Genomic DNA, 24,442 nt, shown 5'->3' on the forward strand with positions numbered 1-24,442 from the left:
AACGCGCGCCGGTCGTCGCGCGCCGCGGGTCACACCGGAGCGATCTCCCGCTCCAGCCGTGCGGCCAGGCTGAGGTAGCGGGCGCGCCGGGTGACGGGGACCAGGCCCCGGATGAGGATCTGCCACATCTCGGCCGTACGGCGGGGCTGCCGGGTGACGGATTCGTGGGAGCGGCCGACGACGCGGGTGCCGACGAAGAAGCAGACCAGGGAGTGCGCCACGACGTCGATGTCGACGTCCGGGTGGACGTCGGACTCCTTGACGGCGCCGAGGAGCCGGGCCGTGACGATGTCCAGCCACTCGGTGAAGGGGTGACTCAGCGGGGGGCGCGGCCGGGTGCCGCCGGTGGCCAGCCGCAGTCCGGCCCGCAGGACGGGGTCCTCGGCCGACATCCTGGCTATGCCGAAGGTGAGGCGCATCAGCGCCTCCAGGGAGGTGTGCCCCCGGACCTCGGTGTCCCTGGCCAGCCGGCGGCTGGTGGCGGACTGCAGTTCCAGGATGGCGTGGGCGAGGTCCTCCTTCGCGGCGAAGTGGAAGTAGAGGGCTCCCTTGGTGACTTGGGCGTGCTCGACGATGTCGCTGAGACTGGTCGATTCATAGCCCTGCCGGTCGAACAGCTCGGCGGCGGCCGTGATGATCGTCGCGCGGGTCTGCTCGGCGCGTACCTGCCTCGCCATCGCCTGAACTCCTGAGCCGGAAAGGAACGGGTCATGCTGTTTGTTTTTACGCCGGGTACACGATATCTCACCCTGCGCCCATGCTCACTACGCTGGTATCGCAGCGGACTTGGACACATCAGGCAAAACAAACGCGATCTCTGAAAGAAAACGGCGCGTCCGGTATCTAAGTGTGTCAGGTGCGGGGGCAAAAGAGAACGGCGGGCCGACCGGTGCCCCATCCGCACCGGCCGGCCCGCCTGTTTCGGGGGTGGCTCAGAAGGTCAGTCGCCAGCCGTCGAGCCGGCCGGTGTCGTAGGACGCCGTGTCCTGTACCCGCAGCTTCCAGGTGCCGTTCGCGGTCTCGGCGGAGGCGTTCACGGTGTAGGTGGTGTTGACGTCGTCCGCGGAGTCCGAACCGCTGGCGGACTTCAGGCGGTACACCGAACCGTCCGGCGCCACCAGGTCGATCACCAGGTCACCGCGGTAGGTGTGGGTGATGTCCACGCCGACCTGGAGGGCCGAGGGCGCGTAACCGCTGCGGCCGCTGACGGTGATCGGCGACTCGACCGCCGAGCCGTTGTCCGGGATGGACAGCGCGGTGCTGCTGGAGTACGTGGAGCCGGTGGATGTGCCGCCCTTGACGGCCTGGACGGTCTTCGCGGCGTCCGCGAGGCCGGCGCCGCAGCCGCCGGAGCAGGTGCCGGGCAGCGCACGGGCGTTGGACTTGATCGCCGACTCGACCTGGGCCGGGGTGAGGGCGGGGTTCGCCGACTTCATCAGCGCGGCGAGGCCCGCGATGTGCGGGGTGGCCATGCTGGTGCCCTGGTAGTAGGCGTAGTTCTCGGTGGACGGGGTGCGGGTGCCCGAGTTCAGCGTGGAGAGGATGCCGTTGGACGCGGTCGTGGTCTCGCCGCCGGGCGCGGAGATGTCCACGATGGAGCCGTAGTTGGAGTAGTAGGCGCGGTTGCCGGTGCGGTCGGTGGCGGCGACGGTGATGACGTTGCCGCAGTTCGCCGGGGAGGAGTTGGCGGCGTTCTGGTTCTCGTTGCCGGCCGCGACGACCACCGTGGTGCCCCGGCTGACGGCGCCGTTGATGGCGCTCTGGGTGGCGGTGGAGCAGGCGCCGCCCCCGCCGAGGCTCATGTTGATGACCTTGGCGACGTCGGCATTGGCGGGCACACCGGAGACGGTGCCGCCGGACGCCCAGGTGATGGCGTCGATGATGTCGGAGTCGTAACCGCCGCACTTGCCGAGCACCCGCACCGGGGAGATCTTCGCGCCGTACGCGATGCCGGCGACGCCCTTGCCGTTGTTGGTGGCCGCGGCGATGGTGCCCGCCACGTGGGTGCCGTGCCAGGAGGAGCTGCCGCCGGCGGCCTGGCCGCACTCGCCGGCCGCGTACCAGTCGCCCGGGTCGGCCGGGTTGCTGTCGCGGCCGTTGCCGTCGACGGAGACGGCGGTGTCGGAGATGAAGTCGTAGCCGCCGACGATGTTCGCGGCGAGGTCGGAGTGGGCGACGTACCCGGTGTCGATGACGGCGACGGTGACACCGCTGCCGGTGGCGAGGTCCCAGGCGCCCGGCACGCGCATGCCGGCGGTGGACTCGAACAGGTCCCACTGCTTGCCGTACTCGGTGTCGTTCGGGGTGGCCAGCGGCTTGTTGAGCCGGTCCGGTACGACGTAGGCGACCTGCGGGTCGGCCCGGTACTCGGCGACGACGTCGGCGACGTCCGCCGTGGTGGGCTTCGCGCCCAGGTCGACGAGGGCGGCGCCGGTGCCGAGGCGGCGCCGGAAGCCGACGTCCTCGCCGGCCTTCTCGCCCTTGGCCGCGGCGTCCGCGGCGGCGGCCTTGTCCGACTTCGCCTCGGCGGCACCGGACTTGTAGCCGACGATGAGCCGCTCGGCCGGGGTGCCCGGGGCGGCCTCGGTACGGGCCGTGGGGACGGCCGGCGCGTCGGAGGGGGCGTCCTGGGCGACCGCGACCTGGGTGGAAGCGGCCGTCAGCAGGGCGACGGAGAGAGCGGCGGCGGATATCAGCTTCCGTCTCGGGGAGGAGCCGTGGGGAGAGCTCGGGGAGGTGCGCAAGGGGGTGCCTTTCGTGCCGGGACTCCGGGCAACGCGGAGTGTGGGGAGGTGAATCGATTCGCTTCGTCGTCTCGTCTTGTCGTCTCGTCGTCGAAGCAGCGTGGGGTGAATCGAGGTGCGGCGAATCGGCCGGCCGGGCACGAACAGCGGCCCGTCCAGGGTTACCGGCGGGTCGACTGCGGTGGAACGATAGGCAGCGCGCGGGCCGCCCGGATACGGGGGAAACCCTCGATCCGGCCGGGAAACCACCCTCGCCGAAAGGCGGTTGACCAGGAACGGACCGCTATGCCCGCATCGCCGCGGAGATGAACGCACCGGGCTTTTCCTCCGTACTGCACGGAAGAGTTCCCCGCGTTCCCCGCCCGCCGAAGGAGGCGGTCCGGACGCCCCGGACGACCGCACACCGCACCGCGCTCGCGGCGCCCTCGTGGCCCCGCTGCTGCCACTGTGGGCGGCGGCGCCGGCCGGGACCGGCTGCGGATCCCCGACGGGTACCTGTGCGGCGGGGGCCCGCCCGCCTGCCGGGGCCTCGACCTGGCCCGTACGGACCGGCCGGCGACCCGGGCGGAACCCGGTGGGGCGCCGCCGATGACGTACGTCTCGACGATCCCGCACACCGGCACGTTCCGGACGCATCCGACGGAGCCCGGCTACGACCCGGCGCCGACGGACGGCGCCCACCGGTTCCGGGTGACCCTGCCGTCGGACCGGACGGGACGCCATGTGCTGTACGCGGTGCGGGAGAACAGCAGCACCCCGGGCACGTACTGCTCGTGCTCGGACGTGGTGTTCCCGAAGGAGGAGAAGCAGAGGCCGGCGCGACCGGCACGGGAGAGTGCGGCACCCTCGTCACCGTCTCCACGCCCCCGGGCGGCGAGCACTCCCCCGCCCCGTGCCGCCGTCGTCCCGGTGCTCGCCGGTGGCGTCGCGTCGGCCCTGCGGCTGCGCCGGCGCCGAACGGCGGGTGACCGCGGGGGGAACGGAGCCGCTCCGTACCGTCCATTCGGTTCGGCGGCGGGCGACAGCCGCACCGTACTCACGGTTCATCACAATGCGGCAGCATCGCCTCACTTCACGTGGCTGTTCACTTGACGACCAGTGGCTCCACAGGGTTGGCTCCGGGCCAGCGAGAGTCACCCGGTCGGAGCACGCACCCCGCGCGGTTCCGTCCGTGCTCTCCCCTGCTCTTGCTCGGCCGCACAGCGAGGTCCGCACTCTCCATGAACACTCGTCCCCCGTCCCACCGCCTCACGAGACGTCGTCTGGCCGCCCTGGCAGCCGCCGTCGGTCTGCTGGCGACCGGCTGCTCGGCCGACGACTCCTCGGACCCGGACGGTGCGGGCGCCTCCGGGGGCGGACGGATCAAGGTCGCGATGGTCACCCACGGCAGCGAGGGCGACGCGTTCTGGGACCGGGTGAGGAGGGGGGCCGAGGCGGCGGCCGCCAAGGACGGCATCGAGCTGACGTACGTGAGCGACCCGGACCCGGCGGGGCAGGCCGAGCTGATCCGCAAGGCGGTCCGCGACGGTGTCGACGGCATCGCGCTGACGCTGGCCAAGCCGGCGGCCATGAAGGGCCCGGTCAACGAGGCACGGGCCGCGGACATCCCCGTGGTCGGGCTCAACTCCGGCATCGACGCCTGGAAGTCGGCGGGACTGCTGGAGTTCTTCGGCCAGGACGAGAGCGTGGCGGGCCGGGCCGTCGGCGACAAGCTGGACGAGCTGAAGGCCGAGCACGCCCTGTGCGTCGTCCACGAGCGTGGCAACGTTGCCCTGGAGGCCCGCTGCGCCGGCGTGAAGAAGACGTTCGGCGGGATCATCGAGAACCTCTACGTGGACGGCACCGACATGCGCGCCGTCTCCGGCGTCATCGCCGCCCGGCTGCGGCAGGACCCGACCATCGACCAGGTCGTCACCAACGGGGCGGACTTCGCGCTCACCGCGGTCGACGCCGCCGCGGAGGCGGACAGCGACGCCGACGTCGCCACCTTCGACCTCAACGACGACCTGGTGGAGGCCGTGCGCGGCGGCAACGTCCAGTTCGCCGTCGACCAGCAGCCCTACCTTCAGGGCTATCTCGCCGTGGACGCGCTGTGGCTGTACCGGACCAACGGCAACATCAGCGGCGGCGGGGTCACGCCCGTGCTCACCGGGCCCGCGTTCGTCACGAAGGCCAACGCCGCCTCGGTCGCCGGGTTCGCCGCCGACGGAACCCGCTGACGGGCCGGCCCGTGCGTACTTCTCCCACCATCCGACCGCTCTAGGACCACGATGTCTCCACGGACAGGTGCCCGGCGCCGTCTCGGCTCCATACGTCTCTCGCTGTTCCTCCTCGCCCTGGTGCCCAGTGTCACCCTCGCCGGCATGTGGGGCCTGACGACGATCCAGATGTTCTCCGAGGGGCTGCAACTGCGTTCCCAGACGGAGCTGAGCCGGTCGACCGGCGCGATGGGCACGCACGCCTCGCTCGCGCTGCAGCGGGAGCGCGGGCTGACCGCCGCGTGGCTGGCCGATCCGGAGAGCCCCCGGACCGCCCTGGACGCACAGCGTGAGAAGACCGACGAGGCGGTGGCGAAGCTGGTCGGTCAGGCGGACGCGATCGCCGAGGCGCCGGCCCGCATCTCGGACCGGATGTACGGGGTGCTCGGCTCGGTGGGCAGCCTGGAGTACTACCGGGACCAGATAGACAACCCCGGCGACATCACCGCCGAGCAGGCGCTCGAGCAGTACACCTCGATCATCGACGACCAGATCCACGCCTTCCAGGAACTCTCCCAGGTCGACGACGGGGACCTGACCTCGGAGGCCGAGCCGCTGATCGCGCTGGAGCACGCGGCGGAGCTGGTCTCCGAGGAGGACGCGCGGCTCACCCTCGCCTGGTCCGCCGGACACATGGACGCGGAGGGCTGGGGCGAGTTCGCGGAGCTGGTGCACACCCGCCGCTGGCTGATCGAGGACCAGATCGTGCCCTCCCTGCGCGGCGAGACCAAGACCCAGACCGAGCGGATCCTGCAGAGCCCCGAGTGGCGCGCCCTGAAGGCGGTCGAGGACCAGGTGCTGGCGACCGCGCCCACCGGCGAGAAGCGCACCGTCGAACTGCCGGACCTGCGGGAGCGGTGGGACGAGGCCATGGACCGGGTCTCCCCGCAGTACGCCGCCATGATCCGGCAGCAGACCGACGCGCTGCTCACCCGCAGCGCCGACGAGGCCCGCAGTCTGCTGATCACGGCCGCCTCCCTGAGCGCCGCCGGACTGCTCGCGCTGCTGCTGTGCGTCGGCCTGTCCTGGCGCATCACCCGCTCGCTGTCCCGCCGGCTGCGCGGGCTGCGGGTGGCCACCCTCGGTCTGGCCGAGGAGCGGCTGCCCGATGTGGTGGCCCGGCTGGAGCGGGGCGAGAAGGTCGACGCGGAGTCGGCGACGACCCCGCTGGACTACGGCCACGACGAACTGGGGCAGGTGGCCCAGGCGTTCAACACCGCACAGCGCACCGCCGTGCACACCGCGGTCGAACTCGCCGACACCCGGCGCGGTTTCCAGAAGGTCATCCTCGGCATCGCGCGGCAGAGCCAGAACCTGGTCAACCTCCAGCTCAGCAAGCTCGACGCGCTGGAGCGCCGGCACACCGACCCCGAGGTCCTCAAGGGCCTGTACGAACTGGACTCCACGGCCAGTCAGTTGCGCCGGTACGAGGAGAACCTGGTCATCGTCAGCGGTGAGCGCCCCGGCCGTACCTGGAGCGAGCCGGTCGCGCTGATCGACATCGTGCGCAGTGCCGTCGGGGAGGTCGCCGAGTACCAGCGGGTGGAGGTGCTCACCGAGGAGGAGGTGTCGCTCGCCCCGCCCGCGGTGGCCGACGTCATCCATCTGCTGGCCGAGCTGATCGACAACGCGACGGTGTACTCGCCGGCGCCGAGCCCCGTCACGGTGCGGGCGGCGATGGTGGCCAAGGGTCTCGCCGTGGAGGTCGAGGACCGGGGCCTGGGCCTGTCGGACGACGACTACGCCTCCCTGAACGCCCAGTTGGCCAAGGCGCCGCAGTTCGACGTGGTGGCGCTCGCCGACGACCTCCGGCTCGGCATGTTCGTGATCTCCCAGCTCGCGCACCGGCACGGCATCTCCGTGACCCTGCGTCCCTCGCCGTACGGCGGGACGACGGCGATCGTGCTGATCCCGCACGAGATCGTGGTGCGGGACGTGCCGTCCGGCGGCGGCCGGCAGGAGGTCCGCACCGAGGCCGTACGGGACCGGACGGACGACCGGCGCGAGGAGCCCGTGGCCGCCGGCGCGAAGCGGGCCGCGGCGTCCCGGCCGGTGACCGCCGTGCGGACCGCCCCCGCACCGGCCGCGCCGGTGTCCGCGCCCCGCCGGGACGGGCTCACCCCGCTCCCCCGCCGGGTGCCGCAGACCAGCCTGGCCGCCGAGCTCCGCGAGGAGTCCGTCCCGGACGCCGGGGACGACTCCGGCGACTTCACCGCGGAGCACGCCGCCTCCTCCCTCGCCGGCTTCCAGCGCGGCACGTCCCAGGCGCGGGACGACGGCCCCGACGAGGCCGGGCCGCCGGACGACGCGGACGGTACGGCCGCGCCGGCGCACGTGCCCGCCGCTCACGCCGAGCCCCCGACTCCGCCCGCCGACCGCTGACCGCCGACCGTTCACGAAGGAACACCGTCATGACACGCCCCATCCCCGCCACTCACACCCAGCTCGACCAGCTGCTGACCGGACTCGTCGAACGGGTCGCCGACGTGAACCAGGCCGTGGTGCTCTCCGAGGACGGACTGGTGGTGAGCAAGTCCACCGGCTTCCTGCGGGACGACGCGGAGCGCCTGGCGGCGACCGCGTCCGGTCTGATGAGCCTCAGCAAGGGCGTCAGCATGGACTTCCGCGGCGGCCCGGTGCGCCAGGCGCTCATCGAGATGGCGCACAGCTACCTGATCCTCACCTCGGCCGGTCCCGGCGCCCATCTGGTGGTGCTGACCGGTCCGGGCGCGGACGTCGGCGTGGTGGCGTACCAGATGAACATGCTGGTGAAGAAGATCGGCGAGCATCTCAGCGCGGCCCCGCGGGACATCGCGGGGCCGGCCTCCGACTCCGGCGCGTGAGGTGGGCGGAAGCGACTCGGCGGGCCGGCTCGTACGGCCGTTCACCCTGACCGGTGGCCGGACCCGGCCCAGCCGCGCCGACTTCACGCTCATCACGACGGTGACGGCGGTGGATCCGCAGCCCGAGGGGGCGGCCCGGCCGCAGCCCGAGCACTCCCGGATCCTGCGGCTGTGCGCCGAGCCGGTGGCGGTCGCCGAGCTCGCCGCGCGTCTCGACCTGCCCATGAGCGTGGTCGTCATCATGCTGTGCGACCTGCTGGAGGCGGGCCGGATCACCGTCCGCCCGCCGCACCCCGTCGACCGCACCACCGTGGACCTGGATCTGCTGCAGAAAGTGAGGGAGGGCCTTGGCCGGCTCTGACACCACCGCGCGGGCGTCCGCCGGGCGTCCGGCACCCGACACGGTCAAGATCCTGATCGCCGGTGGTTTCGGCGTGGGCAAGACGACCATGGTCGGCTCGGTCAGCGAGATCGCCCCGTTGCGCACCGAGGAGCCGCTGACCATGGCGGGCCTGGACGTCGACGACCTGAACGGCGTCGAGGAGAAACGTGCCACCACGGTCGCCCTGGACTTCGGCCGGATCAGCGTCTCGGACGATCTCGTGCTGTACCTCTTCGGCACGCCGGGGCAGCAGCGGTTCTGGTTCATGTGGAACGACCTGGCCGTCGGCGCGCTGGGCGCGGTGGTCCTGGTGGACGTGCGCAGGCCCAAGACCAGTTTCGCCGCGATCGACTTCTTCGAGCGCCGGGGCATCCCGTTCGTGATCGCCGTCAACGGCTTCCACGGGGAGCACCCCTACCCGGTGGAGGACATCCGGGAGGCGCTGACGCTGCCGGACGGCGTGCCCGTGCTGCTGTGCGACGCGCGGGAGCGGGAGTCGTGCCGGGACGTGCTGATCGCGCTGATCGACCGGCTGATCGCGCAGGCGGCCCCGGCGCGGTGAACGGCCCGTGGGGTGCGGCCCGTGGGGTGCGGCCCGTTCGCCGCACCCCGGGCGGGGTCAGTCCAGGCCGGCCGACTTCAGCCAGGCCTTCGCCACGTCCAGCGGGTCCTTCTTCTCCAGCTGCACCTGGGCGTCGAGGTCGAGGAGGGTCTCGGTGTCCAGCTTCGCGGACACGGCGTTCAGCGCCTCCACGCCCTCCTGCGGCAGCCCCTCCTTGCTGACCAGCGGGGTGACGTTGGCGAAGCCGAAGAGGTTCTCGGGGTCCTTCAGGACGACGAACTTCTCCTTGACGATGGTCGGGTCGGTGGTGAAGACGTCCGCGGCCTGGACCTCGTTCTGGGCGAGGGCCGCCTGGGTGAGCGGGCCGCCCGCGTCGAGCGCCTTGAAGGACTTGAACTTCAGCCCGTAGACGGTCTCCAGGCCCTTCAGCCCCTGCTGCCGGGTCTGGAACTCGGGCGAGCCGCCGATCACCATCTCCGGCGCGACGTCCTTGAGGTCGGCGAGGGTCGACTCCGCGGTGAGGCCGTACTTCTCCGCCGTCTCGGCGTTGACGCTGACGGAGTCCTTGTCCTCGGCGGGCGAGGACTCCAGCAGCGTCAGGGACTTGTCCAGCTTCGCCTCGACGGCCTCGTTCACGGCCTCGGCGGACTCCTGCCCGGCCTTGGGGTCGAGGTAGGCGAGGAGGGAGCCGTTGTACTCCGGCAGGACCGTGATGGAGCCGTTCTTCATCAGGCCGTACGTCGTCTCGCGGCTGCCGATGTTGTGCTTGTAGGCGACCTTGAGGCCCTTGGCGCGGAGCGCCTCGCCGTAGATGTCGGCGAGCAGGGTGGACTCGGCGAAGTTGTTCGAGCCGACGACGACGGTGCCGGCCTCGGCCTTCTCCCCGTCGAGGGGGTTGTCGGAGGTGTCGCCGGAGGAGGAACAGCCCGCGAGCAGCGCCGCCGCGGCGGTGAGCGCGGCGGTCGCCGCGCCGGTGTGCCTCGTCCTGGACCTGCTGCTTTTCGCGGTGGAAGTCATTCGCCGATCCAATCCAGCCATTCATGGTGAGTCAAGAACATGCCCATTACGGTTTGTCGCACAGGTGATCGAACGTCAGCGCCTGCGCACTCCGGGCGACACGGCCAGCCGTCCCGCCGCCCAGAACACGGCGAGGGTGAGCAGCGCCAGGACCGCCACCAGGGTGGCGCCGCCGACCACCTTCTCGTAGTCGCGCTGGTAGAGCCCGTCGATGATGTACCGGCCGAGTCCGCCGAGACTGACGTACGCGGCGATGGTGGCCGTCGACACGATCTGGATGGCGGCGGAGCGCAGGCCGCTGAGGATCAGCGGGAGCGCCACCGGCACCTCGACCTGGAAGAGGATCCGCGACTCGTGCATGCCCATGCCCCTGGCGGCGTCCACCGGGGCGGGGTCGACGGAGCGGACCGCCTCGTAGGTGGTCACCAGGATCGGCGGGACGGCCAGCACGACCAGCGGGATCATCACGGGCAGCAGACCGAACCCGATCAGCAGGACGGCGAGGACCAGCAGGCCGAAACTGGGCAGCGCGCGGGCGGCGTTGGCGACGAAGGCGAGCGCGTTGCCGCCGCGTCCGGTGTGGCCGGTCAGCAGGCCGACGGGCAGCCCGACCGCGGCGGCGACGGTGAGGGCCAGCAGGGAGTACTGGAGGTGTTCGAGGAAGCGCTGCGGGATGCCGTCGTAGCCGTGCCAGTGGGCGCTGTCGCTGAAGAAGGCGTTGGCGAAATCGATGACGTTCACCGGACCGCGCCCTCCGGGGTGATCTCCGCCCGCCGCGCGGCGGGTTTCGGACGGGTGCCGCCGCGCGGCATCCACGGGGTCAGCAGCATCCGCAGCCCGACCAGCAGGGCGTCGCACAGGATCGCCAGGACGGCCATCGTGACCACGGCGTTCACCGCGAGTTCGGGCCGGTCGTACTTCTGCGCGGCGGCGAGCAGGTTGCCGAGGGCGCCCTGGTTGCCGATCAGGGCGCCGACGCTGACCAGGGAGATGCTGGAGGCGGTGGCCACCCGGAGCCCGGCGATGATGGCGGGCGCGGCGATGGGCAACTGCACCTGGAGGTAACGGCGTACGGGGCCGAAGCCCATGGCGGTGGCCGCGGCGAGGGTCTCGTCCGGCACGGAGCGCACGCCGTCGACGATGGCCGGGACCAGGACGACCAGGCTGTACAGGGCCAGCGGGATCATCACGGTGAGTTCGGTCTGGCCGGTGTAGTCGATGAGGACGACGAAGAACGCCAGGGAGGGGACGGCGTACAGCACGGTCGTCATGCCGAGCACGGGCGGGTAGAGCCAGCGGAAGCGCCCGCACAGCTGCGCGATCGGCAGCGCGAGGAGCAGCCCGGCGGCCACCGGCAGCAGGGCCTCCCTCATGTGCAGGCCGATCAGCCCGGTCCAGCTGTGCTGGAGGTCGCTGGGGATGTCGAAGAAGCCGGTCATCCCGCGACCTTCTCCTCGTCGGCGCGGCCGGCGGTGTGGGCGGCGCGGATGGCCTCGCCGATGGTCTGCTGGGAGACGACGCCGGCCACCCGGCCGCCGTCGTCCACGGCGACCGCCCAGCCGACGGGCGAGAGCACGGCGCAGTCGAGGGCGACCCGCAGGGAGTCGGCGCCGGGCACGAACGGCCGTCCGTACGGCAGCAGTCGGTCCGTGCGGATGTCACCGGCGGTCAGCTCGTCGCGCCCGGCCCAGCCGAGCGGGCGGCCGTCGGGGTCGGTGACGAGGAGGTGGGGGGCCTTGGCGGCGGCGATCCGGCCGGCGCCGGCGTCGGCGGGGATCACGGCGTCGGTGGTCAGCTCCAGTGCGGCGGAGGGGAAGAAGGACAGCCGCCGGATGCCGCGGTCGGCGCCGAGGAAGTCCTCGACGAAGCCGTCCGCGGGGCTCGACAGCAGCTCGGCGGGCGGCGCGTACTGGGCGAGCCGGCCGCCCTCGCGCAGGACGGCGACCATGGTGCCGAGTTTGATCGCCTCGTCGATGTCGTGCGTGACGAAGACGATGGTCTTGCCCAGCTCGTCCTGGATGCGCAGGAGTTCGTCCTGCAGTCCCTTGCGCACCACGGGGTCGACGGCGGAGAACGGCTCGTCCATCAGCAGCACCGGCGGGTCCGCGGCGAGCGCCCGCGCCACGCCGACGCGCTGCTGCTGACCGCCGGAGAGCTGGTACGGGTACCGCTTGGCCAGCGAGGGGTCGAGGCCCACCCGCTCCATCAGCTCCGCCGCCCGCTCCCGGGCCCGCTGCCTGCCCCAGCCGAGCATGCGGGGCACGGTGGCGATGTTGTCGACGATCGTACGGTGCTGGAAGAGCCCGGCGTTCTGGATGACGTACCCCATGGACCGGCGCAGGGTGGTGACCGGCTGCCGTTGGATGTCCTCGCCGTCGAGGAGGATCGTTCCCCCGGTGGGTTCGACCATCCGGTTGATCATGCGGAGCGTGGTCGTCTTGCCGCACCCGGAGGGTCCGACGAGGACGGTGATCGAGCGGTCGGGGATCTCCAGCGACAGCCGGTCGACCGCCACCGTGCCGTCCGGGTACCGCTTCGTGACTGAATCGATCCGTATCAAGACGCCGATTGCCCTTCGGGTGCCGAAAGCTTTTGACCGAGGTCGCACGCTCTGTCGCCGGTCGAGTGTAAACGGCACCTCTGACAGAACCCTGGAACTCAACGACCCGGGTCGCGGCGACCCGGACTACGCCGCCACCTGCCCCGATTCCGCCGAGGGAAACCCCGCGGTCCGCACCACCCGCCGGTCCGCCGTCACGGCGAACACCTCGCAGCCGGGGCGTGCGGCGGCCCACGCGATCCCCTCCGCGCCCAGCGCGTAGGCCGCCGTGGCGACCGCGTCCGCCTCCGTCAGGGTGGGGGCGACCACGGTGAGGCCGAGCAGGCCCGTCGCCGGGCGGCCGGTGCGGCCGTCGATGATGTGGTCGCCGCGTTCGTAGCGCGCGGAGGTCGCGACCGCGCCGTCGGTGAGGTCCAGGACGGCGCAGAGCCGGTCGGCGTGTTCGGGGTGCCGTACGCCCACGCGCCACGGCCCGCCGGCGGCGACCACGTCACCGCCGGCGTTGAGGCAGAACCGCCGCGCCCCCGCCGCCCGCAGCAGCTCGGCGCCCTTCTGCACCGACCAGCCCTTCACCACCGCGCACGGATCGAGGCGCCGGCCCGGCAGCCGTACGTCGAACGCGCCCCCGGTGGCGGTCCGGTACCGCTCGCAGAGGGCGAGGATCTCGGTGAGCTCGGGGCTGAGCCGGTCCGGGCCCACATCGCCCCGGTCCAGGCGGGAGACCTCGCTGTCCTCGCGGAACGGGCTGAAGCGGGCGTCGGCTTCGCGCAGCCAGGCGAAGAGGTCGTCCACCGCGGATTCCCCGAACCCCTCGTCGTCGACGCGCAGCGACACCGGGAACCCCATGACGTGTTCGACGCGCCGCACGTCAGGAGCCCTGCGCGTCGAGGGCGGCCTGCAGGGACTCCCGGTAGCCGTCGCTGGTGACGGTGGCGCCGGAGACCGTGTCGACGTCGGCGCTCTGGGCCTGCAGCGTCTCCTCGATCAGCACCGGTACGGCGGCCGTGGTCTGCGGGTGGTCCGGCTGCCGGAGCATCCGCACCGCGCTGATGCGGTCGCCGTCGAGGGTGACCTCGACCTGCACGGGGCCCTTCTCCGTGTCGACGGTGGGGCCGGCCACCACCCGGACGGTGCCGCCCGGGGAGGTGGACACCGAGGGGGCGGGCGCGGGTTCGGCGACCGCCGGCTTTGGGGCGGACGGGGTGTAGCGCCAGACCGGGATCAGTCCGGCGACGGTCAGGACCAGGACGGGCAGTGCTCGTTTCACGGTGTTCTCCTCGTTCTCCGCGCGTCCGTCATCCGGCCAGGCTGAAGCGCTCGTAGTGGATCTGCCGCTTCGGTACGCCCAGTTCGCGCAGGCCGCGCAGGACCGCGGTGGTCATGCCGGGCGGGCCGCAGACGTAGACGTCCCGGTCGGTGAGGTCGGGCACCAGGCGGGACAGTTCGCCGGGGGCGAGCCGGTCGGGCACGGGCGGGCCGGTGACGAGGTGCAGTCCGGCGCCCTTGGCGAGGGCGAGTTCGCGCAGTTCGTCGTGGAGCACGGCGTCGGACTTCGTGTTCACGCGGTAGAGGACGACGGCGTGGCCGTCCAGCTCCTCCAGCAGGGCCCGGATCGGGGTGACGCCGACGCCGCCGGCGATGAGCAGGGCGTCGGGGCGGGTGCGGTGCAGGGTGGTGAAGGCGCCGTAGGGGCCCTCCGCGAAGACCCGGGTGCCGGGCTTGAGATGGCGCAGGGCCGCGCTGCCGTCGCCGGCCGCCTTCGCGGTGAGCCGCAGGGTGCGGCCGTCGGGCGCGGCGGACAGGGAGAACGGGTTCGCCTGCCACCAGCGGTCCTTCGTCAGGAACCGCCACAGGAAGAACTGGCCGGCGCGGGCGGGCAGCCGGTCCAGATCGCGGCCGGTGATGTGGACGGACACCACGTTGTCGCTCTCGGGGACGACGGCCGTGACCCGCAGCCGGTGGCGCCGGTTCCGCCACAGCGGCAGCACCAGCCGGCCGGCGAGCACGGCGGTGAGGGCGGCGCCCCACAGTCCGTACCAGTAGGCGGTGGCGGCGGTCGACGCGGTGAAGGTGGAGCCGACGGCGACCTGGTGGGTGAAGGCCAGCACCACGGCGACGTACGTGTAGAGGTGGACGAAGTGCCAGGTCTCGTAGGCGAGTCGGCGCCGGGCGCGGCGGGCCGAGACCGCGCCGACGACCAGGATCAGCGCCAGCGCGACGACCGCGCGCAGCACGCCCTCGACGGTCTCCGCGAGGTCGACGAGCTGGTTCACCGGGTCCATGGAGGACATCTCGGCGTAGCCGAAGGTGATGAAGACGGCGTGGCCGAGGAGCGTCCACAGCAGTCCGAAGCCGGTCCAGCGGTGCCACAGGGTCAGCCGGTCCATGCCGATCCTGCGGTCCAGCCAGGGCAGCCGGGCCACCAGCAGGAGCTGGACCGCCATCAGCAGGGCGGCGTACAGGCCGGTGAGACGGCCGAGTACGACGAGGGCGTTCGCGCCGAAGCCCGCCTGGACGAAGAAGACGGCCACCACCGCCGCGTTCGCGGCGAGCAGGCCGTACAGGCCGATGCGCGCCACCGCCCCGGGGCGTCGCCTCGCGGTGGGGGGTGCGGGAGGCGATTGGACAGCTGTCACGCCGGAAACTCCTTGATCGGGTCCTGGGACTCCGAGCTTGGTCACGGGCGCTGTCGATCTCCTGTCGGTCGACTTTCAAGTTTTTATCGATCGAGACGCGATCGCGCACCGCCTCTGGCGCCGGGAGCGGTGTGCCGCAGTATGGGCGGGTGGAAAAAGTACGACTCCTCGTCGTGGACGACGATCCGCCGATAGCCGACCTGGTGGCGACGGTCGCCCGCTACGAGGGCTGGGAGGCGGTCACCGCCAACTCGGGTGAGGAGGCGCTGCGCCGCGCCGCCGACTTCCGCCCGGACATCGTGGTGCTCGATCTGATGCTGCCGGACGTCGACGGCTTCGGCGTACTGGACCGGCTGCGGCGCTCCGGGACGATGGTGCCGGTGGTGTTCCTCACCGCGCGGGACGGGGTCGCCGACCGGGTGGCGGGGCTGACCCGGGGCGGGGACGACTACCTGGTCAAGCCGTTCGCCGTGGAGGAGCTGATGGCCCGGCTGCGGACGGTGCTGCGGCGCAGCACGGGGCCGGGGTACCAGCGGTCGGTGCTGCGGGTGGCGGACCTGACGATGGACGAGGACACCCGCGAGGTGCGGCGCGGTGAGCGGCTGCTGTCGCTGACGCCGACCGAGTACGAGGTGCTGCGCTATCTGATGCGCCGGTCGCCGACCGTGCTCACGAAGGCGCAGATCCTGGACCACGTGTGGGAGTACGGCTTCGGGGGCCGCTCCAATGTGGTGGAGCTGGTGGTGAGCCGGCTGCGGCGCAAGCTGGACGACGCCGGTGAGCCGCTGATCCAGACCGTGCGGGGCTTCGGGTACGTGATCCGGCAGGCCGCCGAGTGACGGCGTGTCTCCGGCGGCTGCGGGAGACGTACCGGAGGATGCGCCTGGGCACCCGGCTGGCGCTGGGTCTCGGGGTGCTGTCGCTGGCGGTGTTCGCGGTCGTCGGCACCGCGCTCACCACGTACATGCACGACTATCTGGAGCGGCAGCTCGGCGACCAGCTCAAGCTGATCCAGGCCGTCCAGGCCAAGGACGCGGCGGCGCACGGCACGGTCCGGCGGAAGCCGTACTACGGCTGGTACACGGCGGTGTACGACGTCTCCGACGACGCGGTCACCCTGCGCCGGCCCTCCGACGTGCCCGAGGACACCCGCGCGATGGCCGACCTGGCGCGGGCGATGGCGCACTCCGACACCGAGCTGACGCGCACCGCGCGCATCGACGGGGAGGGCACCTACCGGCTGCGCGGCTGCGAGGTCGAACCGGGGGTGGTGCTGGTGAGCGCCGCGCCTGTGGAGGACATCGAGGAGACCGTCGCGCAGCTGATCACCGTGCAGGTGGTGGTGTTCGCGCTCGCGCTGCTGGCGCTGGTGGTGCTCGGGCGGCGGATGCTGCGGCGCGGGCTGAAGCCGCTGAGCGACATGGCGCACACCGCGCACGGCATCGCCTCGCACGACCTGACCGAGTCGGCGGCCCGGCTGCCGCTGCGCGCCGACGGGCGGGACGGCGGCCTGGAGGTGGCGGAGCTGCGCACCGCGTTCAACACGATGCTGGAGCACATCGACGACTCCCTCGCGGTGCGCGCGGAGGCGGAATCGCGGCTGCGCCGGTTCGTCGCGGACGCCTCGCACGAGCTGCGCACCCCGCTGATGTCGGTACGCGGCTACGCGGACCTGTTCCAGTACGCCGCCGCCAACGAACCCGCCGAACGCGAGCGGCATCTGGCCCGGCTGCGCGCGGAGGCGGCCCGGATGGGCGTGCTCCTGGACGACCTGCTGCTGCTCGCCCGGCTGGACGCGGCGGAGGTGGAGGCGCCGCTGCGGACGGCGGACACGGACCTGGGAGAGCTGGTCCAGCAGGCCGCCGACGCGTTCCGGGCGAGCCACCCGGGCCATCCGCTGGCGGTGACGGCGGGCTCCGGGCCGCTGAGGCTCCGGCTCGATCCGCAGCGCGTGCGGCAGGTCCTGGACAACCTGCTCACCAACGCGGCCGTGCACACTCCCGCCGGCACCCGGGTGTCCGTGGCGGTGTCCGTCACCGGTGACTCGGCCCTGGTGCGGGTGACCGACGCGGGGCCCGGTGTCCCGGCGGAGGACCGGGAGCGGGTCTTCGACCGCTTCTACCGCGTCGACAAGGCCCGCAGCCGCGACCGCGGCGGCAGCGGCCTGGGCCTCGCGGTCGCCCGGTCCCTGGTGCGGGCGCACGGTGGCGACATCGAGCTGAGCAGCGAGCCGGGGGCGACGGTGTTCACGGTACGGCTACCGCTGAACGACGCTCACTGACCAGGCGTCTCCGCGCCCCCGGGCCCCCGCGGGCAGTCGTGCCTCCCCCAGTGCCTTGAAGGCCTGGGAGGTACCCCCAGGGCGGCACGGGTGGGCGATGGGGGTACCTCCCGCTCGAGCGGAGCCGAGAGTGGGGGGAGGCACCCCGTAACGCGCCGGGCCGCGCAACCCACCCCCGGCCCACGCGAACTCCGCTCACCGGTCTTACGGACCCGTGACGTCGCGGGCGCGGCACCGCTGCCGGGCGGCGTGCGCCCCTAGCGTGGGCACATGCGCGTACTGGTCACCGGCGGTGCCGGGTTCATCGGGTCCCATGTCGTCGAGGCGCTGGAGGCGCGCGGGCACGAGCCCGTCGTCTTCGACGTGCGCGCCGATCCGACGGCGGACGTGCGCTCCCCCGGCGCGGTGCGCGAGGCCCTGTCCGGGGTGGACGCCGTCTGCCACCAGGCGGCGATGGTGGGCCTCGGCACCTCCTTCGCCGACGCCCCGGAGTACGTCTCCCGCAACGACCTGGGTACGGCGGTGCTGCTGGCCGCGATGGCGCAGGCGGGGGTGGAGCGGCTGGTGCTGGCCGGGTCGATGGTGGTGTACGGCGAGGGCCGCTACACCTGCGTCCGGCACGGGGTCGTGCGCCCCGGCCCACGGGCCGTCACCGACCTGACGGCCGGCCGCTTCGAGCCCGCCTGCCCGGTGTGCGGGACGGACCTCGAACCGGGGCTGGTCGGCGAGGACGCCCCGGTCGACCCGCGCAACGTGTACGCCACGACCAAGCTGGCCCAGGAGCACCTGGCCGCCGCCTGGGCCCGGTCGACGGGCGGTTCGGCGGTGTCGCTGCGCTACCACAACGTCTACGGCCCCGGCATGCCCCGCGACACCCCGTACGCGGGCGTCGCCTCCTTCTTCCGCTCGGCGCTGGCCCGTGGCGAGGCCCCGCGCGTCTTCGAGGACGGTGGTCAGCGGCGGGACTTCGTGCACGTACGGGACGTGGCGGCGGCGAACGTCGCCGCGCTGACCGCGGACCCGGCCGCCGGGGCGCTCACCGCGTACAACACCGGCAGCGGCACCCCGCACACGGTCGGCGAGATGGCCCGCGCCCTGGCCGTCGCGTACGGCGGCCCGGACCCGGTCGTCACCGGGGAGTACCGCCTGGGCGACGTCCGCCACATCACGGCGGACTCCTCCCGCCTGCGGGCCGAGCTGGGCTGGAAACCGGAGGTCGGCTTCGCGGACGGCATGCGGGAGTTCGCGGCTGCGGGGCTGCGGGGCGAGTGAGTCAGCCCTCCGTCGCCGGGAGGGTCACCTCGAAGCGGCAGCCGCCGGTGACGTTGCGGACGGTGGTGCTGCCGCGGTGGGCCTCGACGATGCCGCGGACGATGGCGAGGCCGAGGCCCGCGCCAGCCGGCGGGGTGCGGGCGTGGGTGCCGCGCCAGCCGGTGTCGAAGACGCGGGGCAGGTCCTCCTCGGGGATGCCGCCGCAGCCGTCCGTCACGGACAGCACCACGCCCTCGTCCGAGCGCCGCGCGGCGACGGCGACCGTGCCGTCGGCCGGGGTCCGGCGAATCGCGTTGACCAGCAGATTGCCCAGTACGCGGCTCATCTCCCGCCCGTCCACCTCCACCGGCAGCGGCTCCACCCGGTCCCCGACGAGCCGTACGCCGTGCTCGCGGGCGAGCGGGTCCGCGCCGGCGAGGGCGTCGCCGATCAGGTCGTACAGGGAGATCCGGGAGAGCGAGAGGGTCAGCGCGCCGGCGTGGATGCGGGAGAGTTCGAAGAGGTCGCCGACCATGTCGTTGAGGCGTTCCACCTCGGTGCGTATCTGCCTGAGGTAGCGGTCGGGTTCGGCGGCGACGCCGTCCTCCAGCGCCTCGGCCATCGCGCGCAGTCCGGCGAGCGGGGTGCGCAGGTCGTGGGAGATCCAGGCGACGAGTTCGCGCCGGGAGGACTCCAGGGCGCGCTCGCGGTCCCGTGACTCGGCCAGTCTGACGCTGGTCGCCTCCAGTTCGCGGCTGAGCGCGGCGAGTTCGGCGGTGGACGGGCGCTCGGGCGCGGCGAAGTCCCCGCCGTCGCCGAACGAGCGGGCGGCGAGCGCCAGTTCGCGGCTGCGGGCGACGACCCAGCGGCCCAGCAGCAGCGCGGTGACCGTGGAGACGACGGCGGCCATGGCGACGACCGTGGTCACCACGCTCAGGTCGTGCGCCGACAGGAACATCGCCTGGGCGACGGCGAGGGTGCCCGCGAGCATCGCCGCCACCGCGACCCCGGCGACCACCGCGAGGTGCGCGATGAGCGACCGGCGCCGGATCAGCAGCAGCACGCCCGCGCCGAGCACACCGGCCGCGGCGGCGCCGAGGAAGGCGAACAGGGCGATGAGCAGCATGTCGCGCATCGCTCACCCCTCCCCGTCGAAGCGGTAGCCGACGCCCCACACGGTCTGGACGATCCGGGGCCGCGCCGGATCGTCCTCGACCTTGCCGCGCAGCCGCCGCACGTGGACGGTCACGGTGGACAGGTCGCCGAAGTCCCAGCCCCACACCTCCCGCATCAGCTCCTCCCGCGCGAAGGCCCGCCCGGGGTGGCGCAGGAAGAAGGCGAGCAGGTCGAACTCGCGGATGGTGAGGGCGAGTTCGGTGCCGTTCTTGGTGGCCCGGCGGGCGGCGGGGTCGACGGAGAGGCCGGCCGCCCGCAGCAGCCCGGACGCGGGGGCCGGGGCGGGGCGGGTGCGGCGCAGTACGGACTCGACGCGCAGGACGAGTTCGCGCGGGCTGAACGGCTTGGTGACGTAGTCGTCGGCGCCGACCTCCAGGCCGAGGATGCGGTCGTCCTCGTCGCCGCGCGCGGTGAGCATGATGACCGGCACGGGCCCGCGCCCGCGCATCCTGCGGCACACCTCCAGGCCGTCCATGCCGGGCAGCATCAGGTCGAGGACGACGAGGTCCGGCCAGTGGGCCGCCGCGCGGGCGAGCGCGTCGGGGCCGTCCCCGGCCCGGTCGACGACGTACCCGGCGCGGTCGAGGTAGCCGGTGACGATCTCGGCGACGGTGGGGTCGTCGTCCACGACGAGGACCCGGGCCCCGGCCTCGGCGTTCGGTGGTCGCTGCTCCATGCGGCCAGCCTCGCACCCCGCGCGCGCGAACGGTGCGGCCGGGCCGCCGACGTCCGCGTTCCGTAAGGAGCCGATGCCCGTTATGCCCGTTTCGCATTCGTAGGGTGAGAGCCGTGACCTCTTCCTCCCCCGCCCCGGATCCGGGCCCGCCGTCCGTGGACGTCGTCCTCCCCTGTCTCGACGAGGCCGCGGCGCTGCCGTGGGTGCTGGAGCGCGTCCCACCCGGCTGGCGCGCCCTCGTCGTGGACAACGGTTCCACCGACGGCTCCGACCGCGTCGCCCGCGAGCTCGGCGCGACCGTCGTGCACGAGGAGCGGCGCGGTTTCGGTGCCGCCTGCCACGCCGGGCTGACCGCCGCCACGGCCGACATCGTCTGCTTCTGCGACTGCGACGCCTCCCTCGACCCGGCGGATCTGGTGCCGTTCGTGCGCGAGGTGCGGGCCGGCGAGGCCGACCTGGTACTGGGCCGGCGCCGGCCGCGGGCGCGCGGGGCCTGGCCGCTGCACGCCCGCGTGGGCAACCTCGCGCTGTCCCGGCTGCTGCGCCGCCGTACCGGACTGCGGCTGCGCGACCTCGGCCCGCTGCGGGCGGCCCGGCGCGAGGAACTGCTCGCCCTGGACCTCACCGACCGGCGCAGCGGCTATCCGCTCCAGATGGTGGTGCGCGCCGCCGACGCCGGCTGGCGCGTCACCGAGCACGACGTCCCGTACACGCCGCGCACCGGCACCTCCAAGGTGACCGGCACCTGGCGCGGCACCTTCCAGGCGGTACGGGACATGAGCCGCGTCCTCCAGGAGGCGCCGGTGCGGGAAGGGGCGGCGTCATGACGTCGTCGCCCGTCACGCTGCTGGTGATCGCCAAGGAGCCCCGCCCCGGCCGGGTGAAGACCCGGCTGACCCCGCCGTTCACCCCCGAGGAGGCGGCGGCGCTCGCCGAGGCCGCGCTCGCGGACACGCTGGACGTGGTGGCGCGTACGCCCGCGCGGCGCCGGGTGCTGGTGCTGGACGGGGCTCCTGGGCGCTGGCTGCCGGCCGGTGTCGAGGTCGTACCGCAGTGCGCGGGCGGGCTCGACGAACGGCTGGCCGGCGCGTTCGCCGGGTGCGACGGACCCGCCCTCCTCATCGGCATGGACACGCCCCAGGTGACACCGGAGCTGCTCACCGTGGACTTCGGTGACTGCGACGCGTACTTCGGTCCCGCCGAGGACGGCGGCTTCTGGGCGCTGGGCCTGGCCGAGCCCGACCCCGGACTGCTGCGCGGGGTCCCCATGTCGACACCGGAGACCGGGGCCGTGCAACGGCGGCGGCTCGCGCGTCTGCGGGTGCGGGAACTGCCGTTGCTGCGGGACGTGGACACGGCCTACGACGCCGAGCTGGTCGCCCGTGAGGCACCAGGGGGCCGGTTCGCCGCACGGCTGGCCCGGCTGACGGCGGCCCACCGGTGAGCGGCGTGCGTGCGGCAACGCGCGTGGGACGCCGGCGGACGGCCCCCGCCGCCGAACGCGCCTGGTCCGCCGACCCCTACGCCGACGCCCTGCGCGCCGGCCGGGGACCGCTGTTCCTGCGCCGCGCCGACGGCCGGCTGCTCCCCCTGGACGTGGAGCGCTGGTGCGCGGAGGCCGACGCGGCGGACCTGGAGGTGCTGCGGCGCTGCGAGGGCGCGGTGCTGGACGTGGGCTGCGGGCCGGGGCGGCTGGTCGCGGCGCTCGGCGCCGAGGGGCGTCGCGTCCTCGGCATCGACGTCAGCGCGGCGGCGGTGGCGCACACCGTCCGGCGCGGCGGGCAGGCGCTGCTCCGCTCCGTCTTCGACCCGCTCCCCGGCACCGGCCGCTGGGACACCGCCCTGCTCGTGGACGGCAACCTCGGCATCGGCGGAGATCCGGACGCCTTGCTCCGCCGGCTCGCTCAACTGCTTTCGCCGGGCGGCCGGTTGATCGCGGAGACGGATCCGCACCCGGACGTCGACGAACGCGCCCTGGTCCAGATCACCGACGCCCACCGCACGCCCGGCGTCCCCTTCCCGTGGGCCCGCCTCGGGACCACCGCCCTGCTGCACCACGCACGCTCCACCGACTGGCGGGCAGACGACCGGTGGTCGACGAACGGGCGCACCTTCGTGGCACTCCGGGCGAAGTAGGGACGAGTTCTTCGCCCCCGCCGCCCCTTCCCGTCCCGAACCCGGGGCGCCGCCCCGGACCCCGCTCCTCAAACGCCGGAGAGGCTGAAACTCAGGGGACGGGGCGGCGGGGGCGAAAACCCTCGGCCGGCGCACCCGTCAGCCGCCGCCCGGCACCCGCCGCCCCCTCCTCACCCGCACCGCGAACACCACCGCCGCCCCACCGAACAGCACGGCCGTGACAATCAGCCACCGCACCGCGTACCCGTCCGCGGACAGCCCCGCGACACCGGCGTACCGCTCCGACACCCGCCCGCTGATCAGCGGAAACCACACCAACAGCAGCAGCCCGGACAGCGCGGCCGGCACCCGCACGTAGTTGACCCACCCCCTCCGCCGCCCCGCACCCTTCACCAGCACCCGGTCGGCCACCCCGTACGACGGCAGCAGCACCAGGTCATGGATCACCGCCACCCCCACGAACCACAGCGCGACCATGACCCAGTCACCGTCGAGCAACCGCACCCCCGCGTACGAGCAGAGGACGAACGAACAGAGCAGCACGAACAGCTTCACAGGTCGCCTCACAGTTCACCGAAGGTCAGCCGGGCGACCCACTTGGTGTCGAGCACACCGGGCGCCGCGGGCACGATGATCCGGGCCGGATAGCCGTGATCGGCGGTCAGTTCCTCACCGTTGACGAACAGGGCCAGCAGAGAACGCGGGTCGGCGACCTGATTGGCCCGCAGCGCGCCCCGCCGGAACGCACCCCGACGCTGCAGCGACTCCACGAACACGTCCACCGGCTCCTCATGACCGACGAGCGCCGCGAGGTCCCGCAGCCGTACGCCCCGCCACCACTGGTCGGAAGTGGACCAGCCCTCCACGCAGGCGATGGGCAGATCCGCGCTGTGCAACGGCATCCCGAGCAGCCCGGCCCGGTCGAGCCGTACGGTGCCGGACCGCCCGGTGACGACCAGCCGCCACGCCTCCTCGCTCGTCTCGGCGGGACGGATCCCGGCGTACGCGGCCGTCTTGTTGATCTGGAACGCGTTGGGCCCGCTGCCCGGTTCGGGACCGCCGTGCGGGGTGAGGACGGCGGTCTCGCGCAGCGGCCCGTCGAAGCTGCGCCCGGCGGAGGTGACGAACAACAGCAGTGAACCACCGCCGACCAGCCCGAACGCCCCGCGCCGCGAGACGGTCGGCGGATCGGGACGCGGCGCCACCAGCTCGTCCGCGTCCTCATCGCCCCCTTCCCTCATCCTCCGCAGGTTCCGGACCGCCACCGGCGCCTTCAGCACCACGTGGGCGACGAACGCGCCGAAGAACACCCAGGCGCCGTAGAAGTGCAGCGGGTAGAAGGAGCCGGGGAAGACGTAGTCGAGCTGGACGTTGAGGATGCCCGTGGTGAACTCGAACAGCGCCCCGCCGACCAGGAGCAGCAGCGAGATCCGCTCCAGGGCGTGGGTGAGCGAGCGGGCCGGCGGCAGGGTGAACAGCCTGGGCACCACCGACCAGAGCTTGGCCAGCAGCACCGGCACCAGCACGAGGCCGAGCGTGACGTGGACGCCCTGCGTGAGCCGGTACAGCCACGGCGGGTCGGTGGGCCAGGAGAAGAGGTAGAAGCCGAGGATCCCCTTGCCGGGGGTCTTGTCGTTCACCGGCGCGAGATCCGGGTTGTACGCGGCGTACGACAACAGTCCCGTCACGAACAGGATCGTGACGCCGGCGAGGAGGACGACCCCGAGCACCGAGGTGAACCGGGGGCCGCGCAGCGGGCTGCGCCAGAAGTCCGGCGCGAACGGGCCGCGCGCGGGGCGGGCGGGGAGGAAGGACCGAGGCATGTGCCGACCGTAGGTCCGCACCACCCCTCGAAAGGGTGCGGAAGCGATGACGAAACGCTGACATCCGCCCTGGCCGGCCGCTCACCACCGCTCCCCC

General features: G+C 73.0%; 25 protein-coding genes. 12 read left to right on the top strand and 13 right to left on the bottom strand.

Annotation, left to right across the window (positions count from 1 at the left end):
• Positions 1-29 precede the first annotated feature (29 nt).
• Positions 30-677 carry a ScbR family autoregulator-binding transcription factor gene (locus tag ACZ62B_RS12790; protein ID WP_344556502.1) on the bottom strand — a complete coding sequence of 216 codons (648 nt, stop codon included), beginning with the start codon at positions 675-677 and terminating at the stop codon, positions 30-32.
• A 255-nt stretch (positions 678-932) separates the two neighbouring features.
• Positions 933-2,744: a S8 family peptidase gene (locus ACZ62B_RS12795; RefSeq protein ID WP_344556504.1), complete on the bottom strand. Its 1,812-nt coding sequence runs from the start codon at positions 2,742-2,744 to the stop codon at positions 933-935.
• Positions 2,745-3,191: 447 nt separating this feature from the next.
• Between ACZ62B_RS12795 and ACZ62B_RS12800 the strand changes: the two genes are divergently transcribed.
• From ACZ62B_RS12800 to ACZ62B_RS12825, 6 genes are all read left to right on the top strand, one after another.
• Complete coding sequence (locus ACZ62B_RS12800; protein WP_469690222.1) at positions 3,192-3,836, top strand: lytic polysaccharide monooxygenase; 645 nt, start codon at positions 3,192-3,194, stop codon at positions 3,834-3,836.
• A gap of 128 nt (positions 3,837-3,964) precedes the next feature.
• The gene (locus ACZ62B_RS12805; protein ID WP_469690224.1) at positions 3,965-4,963 is read left to right on the top strand and encodes a substrate-binding domain-containing protein; all 999 of its coding nucleotides are present in this window, start codon (positions 3,965-3,967) and stop codon (positions 4,961-4,963) included.
• 51 nt (positions 4,964-5,014) lie between these two features.
• Positions 5,015-7,384 carry a sensor histidine kinase gene (locus ACZ62B_RS12810; RefSeq protein WP_344556508.1) on the top strand — a complete coding sequence of 790 codons (2,370 nt, stop codon included), beginning with the start codon at positions 5,015-5,017 and terminating at the stop codon, positions 7,382-7,384.
• Positions 7,385-7,413: 29 nt separating this feature from the next.
• Positions 7,414-7,845 (top strand): roadblock/LC7 domain-containing protein, encoded by a 432-nt coding sequence (locus ACZ62B_RS12815; RefSeq protein ID WP_344556510.1) that lies wholly within the window; start codon positions 7,414-7,416, stop codon positions 7,843-7,845.
• A 1-nt stretch (position 7,846) separates the two neighbouring features.
• A complete protein-coding gene (locus ACZ62B_RS12820) occupies positions 7,847-8,206 on the top strand; it encodes a DUF742 domain-containing protein (RefSeq protein WP_030861379.1) in 360 nt (119 codons plus the stop codon).
• Positions 8,193-8,789: a GTP-binding protein gene (locus tag ACZ62B_RS12825; protein ID WP_344556513.1), complete on the top strand. Its 597-nt coding sequence runs from the start codon at positions 8,193-8,195 to the stop codon at positions 8,787-8,789. The genes ACZ62B_RS12820 and ACZ62B_RS12825 overlap by 14 nt, the downstream gene beginning before the upstream one ends.
• Before the next feature lie 57 nt (positions 8,790-8,846).
• On the opposite strand, the gene ACZ62B_RS12830 is transcribed toward ACZ62B_RS12825, so the two are convergent.
• The 7 genes from ACZ62B_RS12830 to ACZ62B_RS12860 all read right to left on the bottom strand — a co-directional run bounded on the left by ACZ62B_RS12830 (position 8,847) and on the right by ACZ62B_RS12860 (position 15,002).
• Entirely contained in the window at positions 8,847-9,806 is a 960-nt protein-coding gene (locus ACZ62B_RS12830) for an ABC transporter substrate-binding protein (RefSeq protein ID WP_469690227.1), read from the bottom strand.
• Positions 9,807-9,881: 75 nt separating this feature from the next.
• Positions 9,882-10,547: an ABC transporter permease gene (locus ACZ62B_RS12835; protein WP_344556517.1), complete on the bottom strand. Its 666-nt coding sequence runs from the start codon at positions 10,545-10,547 to the stop codon at positions 9,882-9,884.
• Positions 10,544-11,245 (bottom strand): ABC transporter permease, encoded by a 702-nt coding sequence (locus ACZ62B_RS12840; protein WP_344556519.1) that lies wholly within the window; start codon positions 11,243-11,245, stop codon positions 10,544-10,546. The genes ACZ62B_RS12835 and ACZ62B_RS12840 overlap by 4 nt, the downstream gene beginning before the upstream one ends.
• Entirely contained in the window at positions 11,242-12,366 is a 1,125-nt protein-coding gene (locus ACZ62B_RS12845; RefSeq protein ID WP_344556521.1) for an ABC transporter ATP-binding protein, read from the bottom strand. The genes ACZ62B_RS12840 and ACZ62B_RS12845 overlap by 4 nt, the downstream gene beginning before the upstream one ends.
• A 126-nt stretch (positions 12,367-12,492) precedes the next feature.
• Positions 12,493-13,233: an FAD:protein FMN transferase gene (locus ACZ62B_RS12850; protein WP_469690230.1), complete on the bottom strand. Its 741-nt coding sequence runs from the start codon at positions 13,231-13,233 to the stop codon at positions 12,493-12,495.
• Between the two features lies 1 nt (position 13,234).
• Positions 13,235-13,633 (bottom strand): FMN-binding protein, encoded by a 399-nt coding sequence (locus ACZ62B_RS12855; protein WP_344556525.1) that lies wholly within the window; start codon positions 13,631-13,633, stop codon positions 13,235-13,237.
• Positions 13,634-13,661: 28 nt separating this feature from the next.
• On the bottom strand, positions 13,662-15,002 hold the full coding sequence (locus tag ACZ62B_RS12860; protein WP_469690231.1) for a ferredoxin reductase family protein: 1,341 nt from the start codon (positions 15,000-15,002) through the stop codon (positions 13,662-13,664).
• A gap of 149 nt (positions 15,003-15,151) precedes the next feature.
• Here ACZ62B_RS12860 and ACZ62B_RS12865 point away from each other — a divergent pair, with 149 nt between their 5' ends.
• The 3 genes from ACZ62B_RS12865 to ACZ62B_RS12875 all read left to right on the top strand — a co-directional run bounded on the left by ACZ62B_RS12865 (position 15,152) and on the right by ACZ62B_RS12875 (position 18,555).
• A complete protein-coding gene (locus tag ACZ62B_RS12865) occupies positions 15,152-15,841 on the top strand; it encodes a response regulator transcription factor (protein ID WP_344556528.1) in 690 nt (229 codons plus the stop codon).
• Positions 15,842-15,879: 38 nt separating this feature from the next.
• Positions 15,880-17,283 (top strand): sensor histidine kinase, encoded by a 1,404-nt coding sequence (locus tag ACZ62B_RS12870; protein ID WP_469690234.1) that lies wholly within the window; start codon positions 15,880-15,882, stop codon positions 17,281-17,283.
• A 270-nt stretch (positions 17,284-17,553) separates the two neighbouring features.
• Positions 17,554-18,555, top strand: a complete 1,002-nt coding sequence (locus ACZ62B_RS12875; protein WP_344556532.1) for an NAD-dependent epimerase/dehydratase family protein — start codon at positions 17,554-17,556, stop codon at positions 18,553-18,555.
• 1 nt (position 18,556) lies between these two features.
• Here ACZ62B_RS12875 and ACZ62B_RS12880 read toward each other — a convergent pair whose 3' ends face one another.
• Both ACZ62B_RS12880 and ACZ62B_RS12885 read right to left on the bottom strand, forming a co-directional pair.
• The gene (locus tag ACZ62B_RS12880; RefSeq protein WP_344556534.1) at positions 18,557-19,669 is read right to left on the bottom strand and encodes a sensor histidine kinase; all 1,113 of its coding nucleotides are present in this window, start codon (positions 19,667-19,669) and stop codon (positions 18,557-18,559) included.
• A 3-nt stretch (positions 19,670-19,672) separates the two neighbouring features.
• A complete protein-coding gene (locus ACZ62B_RS12885) occupies positions 19,673-20,386 on the bottom strand; it encodes a response regulator transcription factor (RefSeq protein WP_344556536.1) in 714 nt (237 codons plus the stop codon).
• Positions 20,387-20,490: 104 nt separating this feature from the next.
• Here ACZ62B_RS12885 and ACZ62B_RS12890 point away from each other — a divergent pair, with 104 nt between their 5' ends.
• From ACZ62B_RS12890 to ACZ62B_RS12900, 3 genes are read left to right on the top strand one after another with little or no spacing between them, the layout of a single operon-like run.
• Positions 20,491-21,213, top strand: coding sequence for a glycosyltransferase family 2 protein (locus ACZ62B_RS12890; RefSeq protein ID WP_468720288.1), 723 nt, complete (start codon positions 20,491-20,493; stop codon positions 21,211-21,213).
• The gene (locus ACZ62B_RS12895) at positions 21,210-21,830 is read left to right on the top strand and encodes a TIGR04282 family arsenosugar biosynthesis glycosyltransferase (protein ID WP_468879206.1); all 621 of its coding nucleotides are present in this window, start codon (positions 21,210-21,212) and stop codon (positions 21,828-21,830) included. The genes ACZ62B_RS12890 and ACZ62B_RS12895 overlap by 4 nt, the downstream gene beginning before the upstream one ends.
• Before the next feature lie 5 nt (positions 21,831-21,835).
• Positions 21,836-22,522 (top strand): methyltransferase domain-containing protein, encoded by a 687-nt coding sequence (locus tag ACZ62B_RS12900; protein WP_468720284.1) that lies wholly within the window; start codon positions 21,836-21,838, stop codon positions 22,520-22,522.
• A 138-nt stretch (positions 22,523-22,660) separates the two neighbouring features.
• On the opposite strand, the gene ACZ62B_RS12905 is transcribed toward ACZ62B_RS12900, so the two are convergent.
• Positions 22,661-23,089: a hypothetical protein gene (locus ACZ62B_RS12905; protein WP_469690241.1), complete on the bottom strand. Its 429-nt coding sequence runs from the start codon at positions 23,087-23,089 to the stop codon at positions 22,661-22,663.
• Entirely contained in the window at positions 23,086-24,345 is a 1,260-nt protein-coding gene (locus tag ACZ62B_RS12910) for a molybdopterin-dependent oxidoreductase (RefSeq protein ID WP_344556546.1), read from the bottom strand. The genes ACZ62B_RS12905 and ACZ62B_RS12910 overlap by 4 nt, the downstream gene beginning before the upstream one ends.
• Positions 24,346-24,442: the final 97 nt, after the last annotated feature.

It is taken from the genome of Streptomyces sp. NPDC053426 (genome assembly GCF_055585405.1).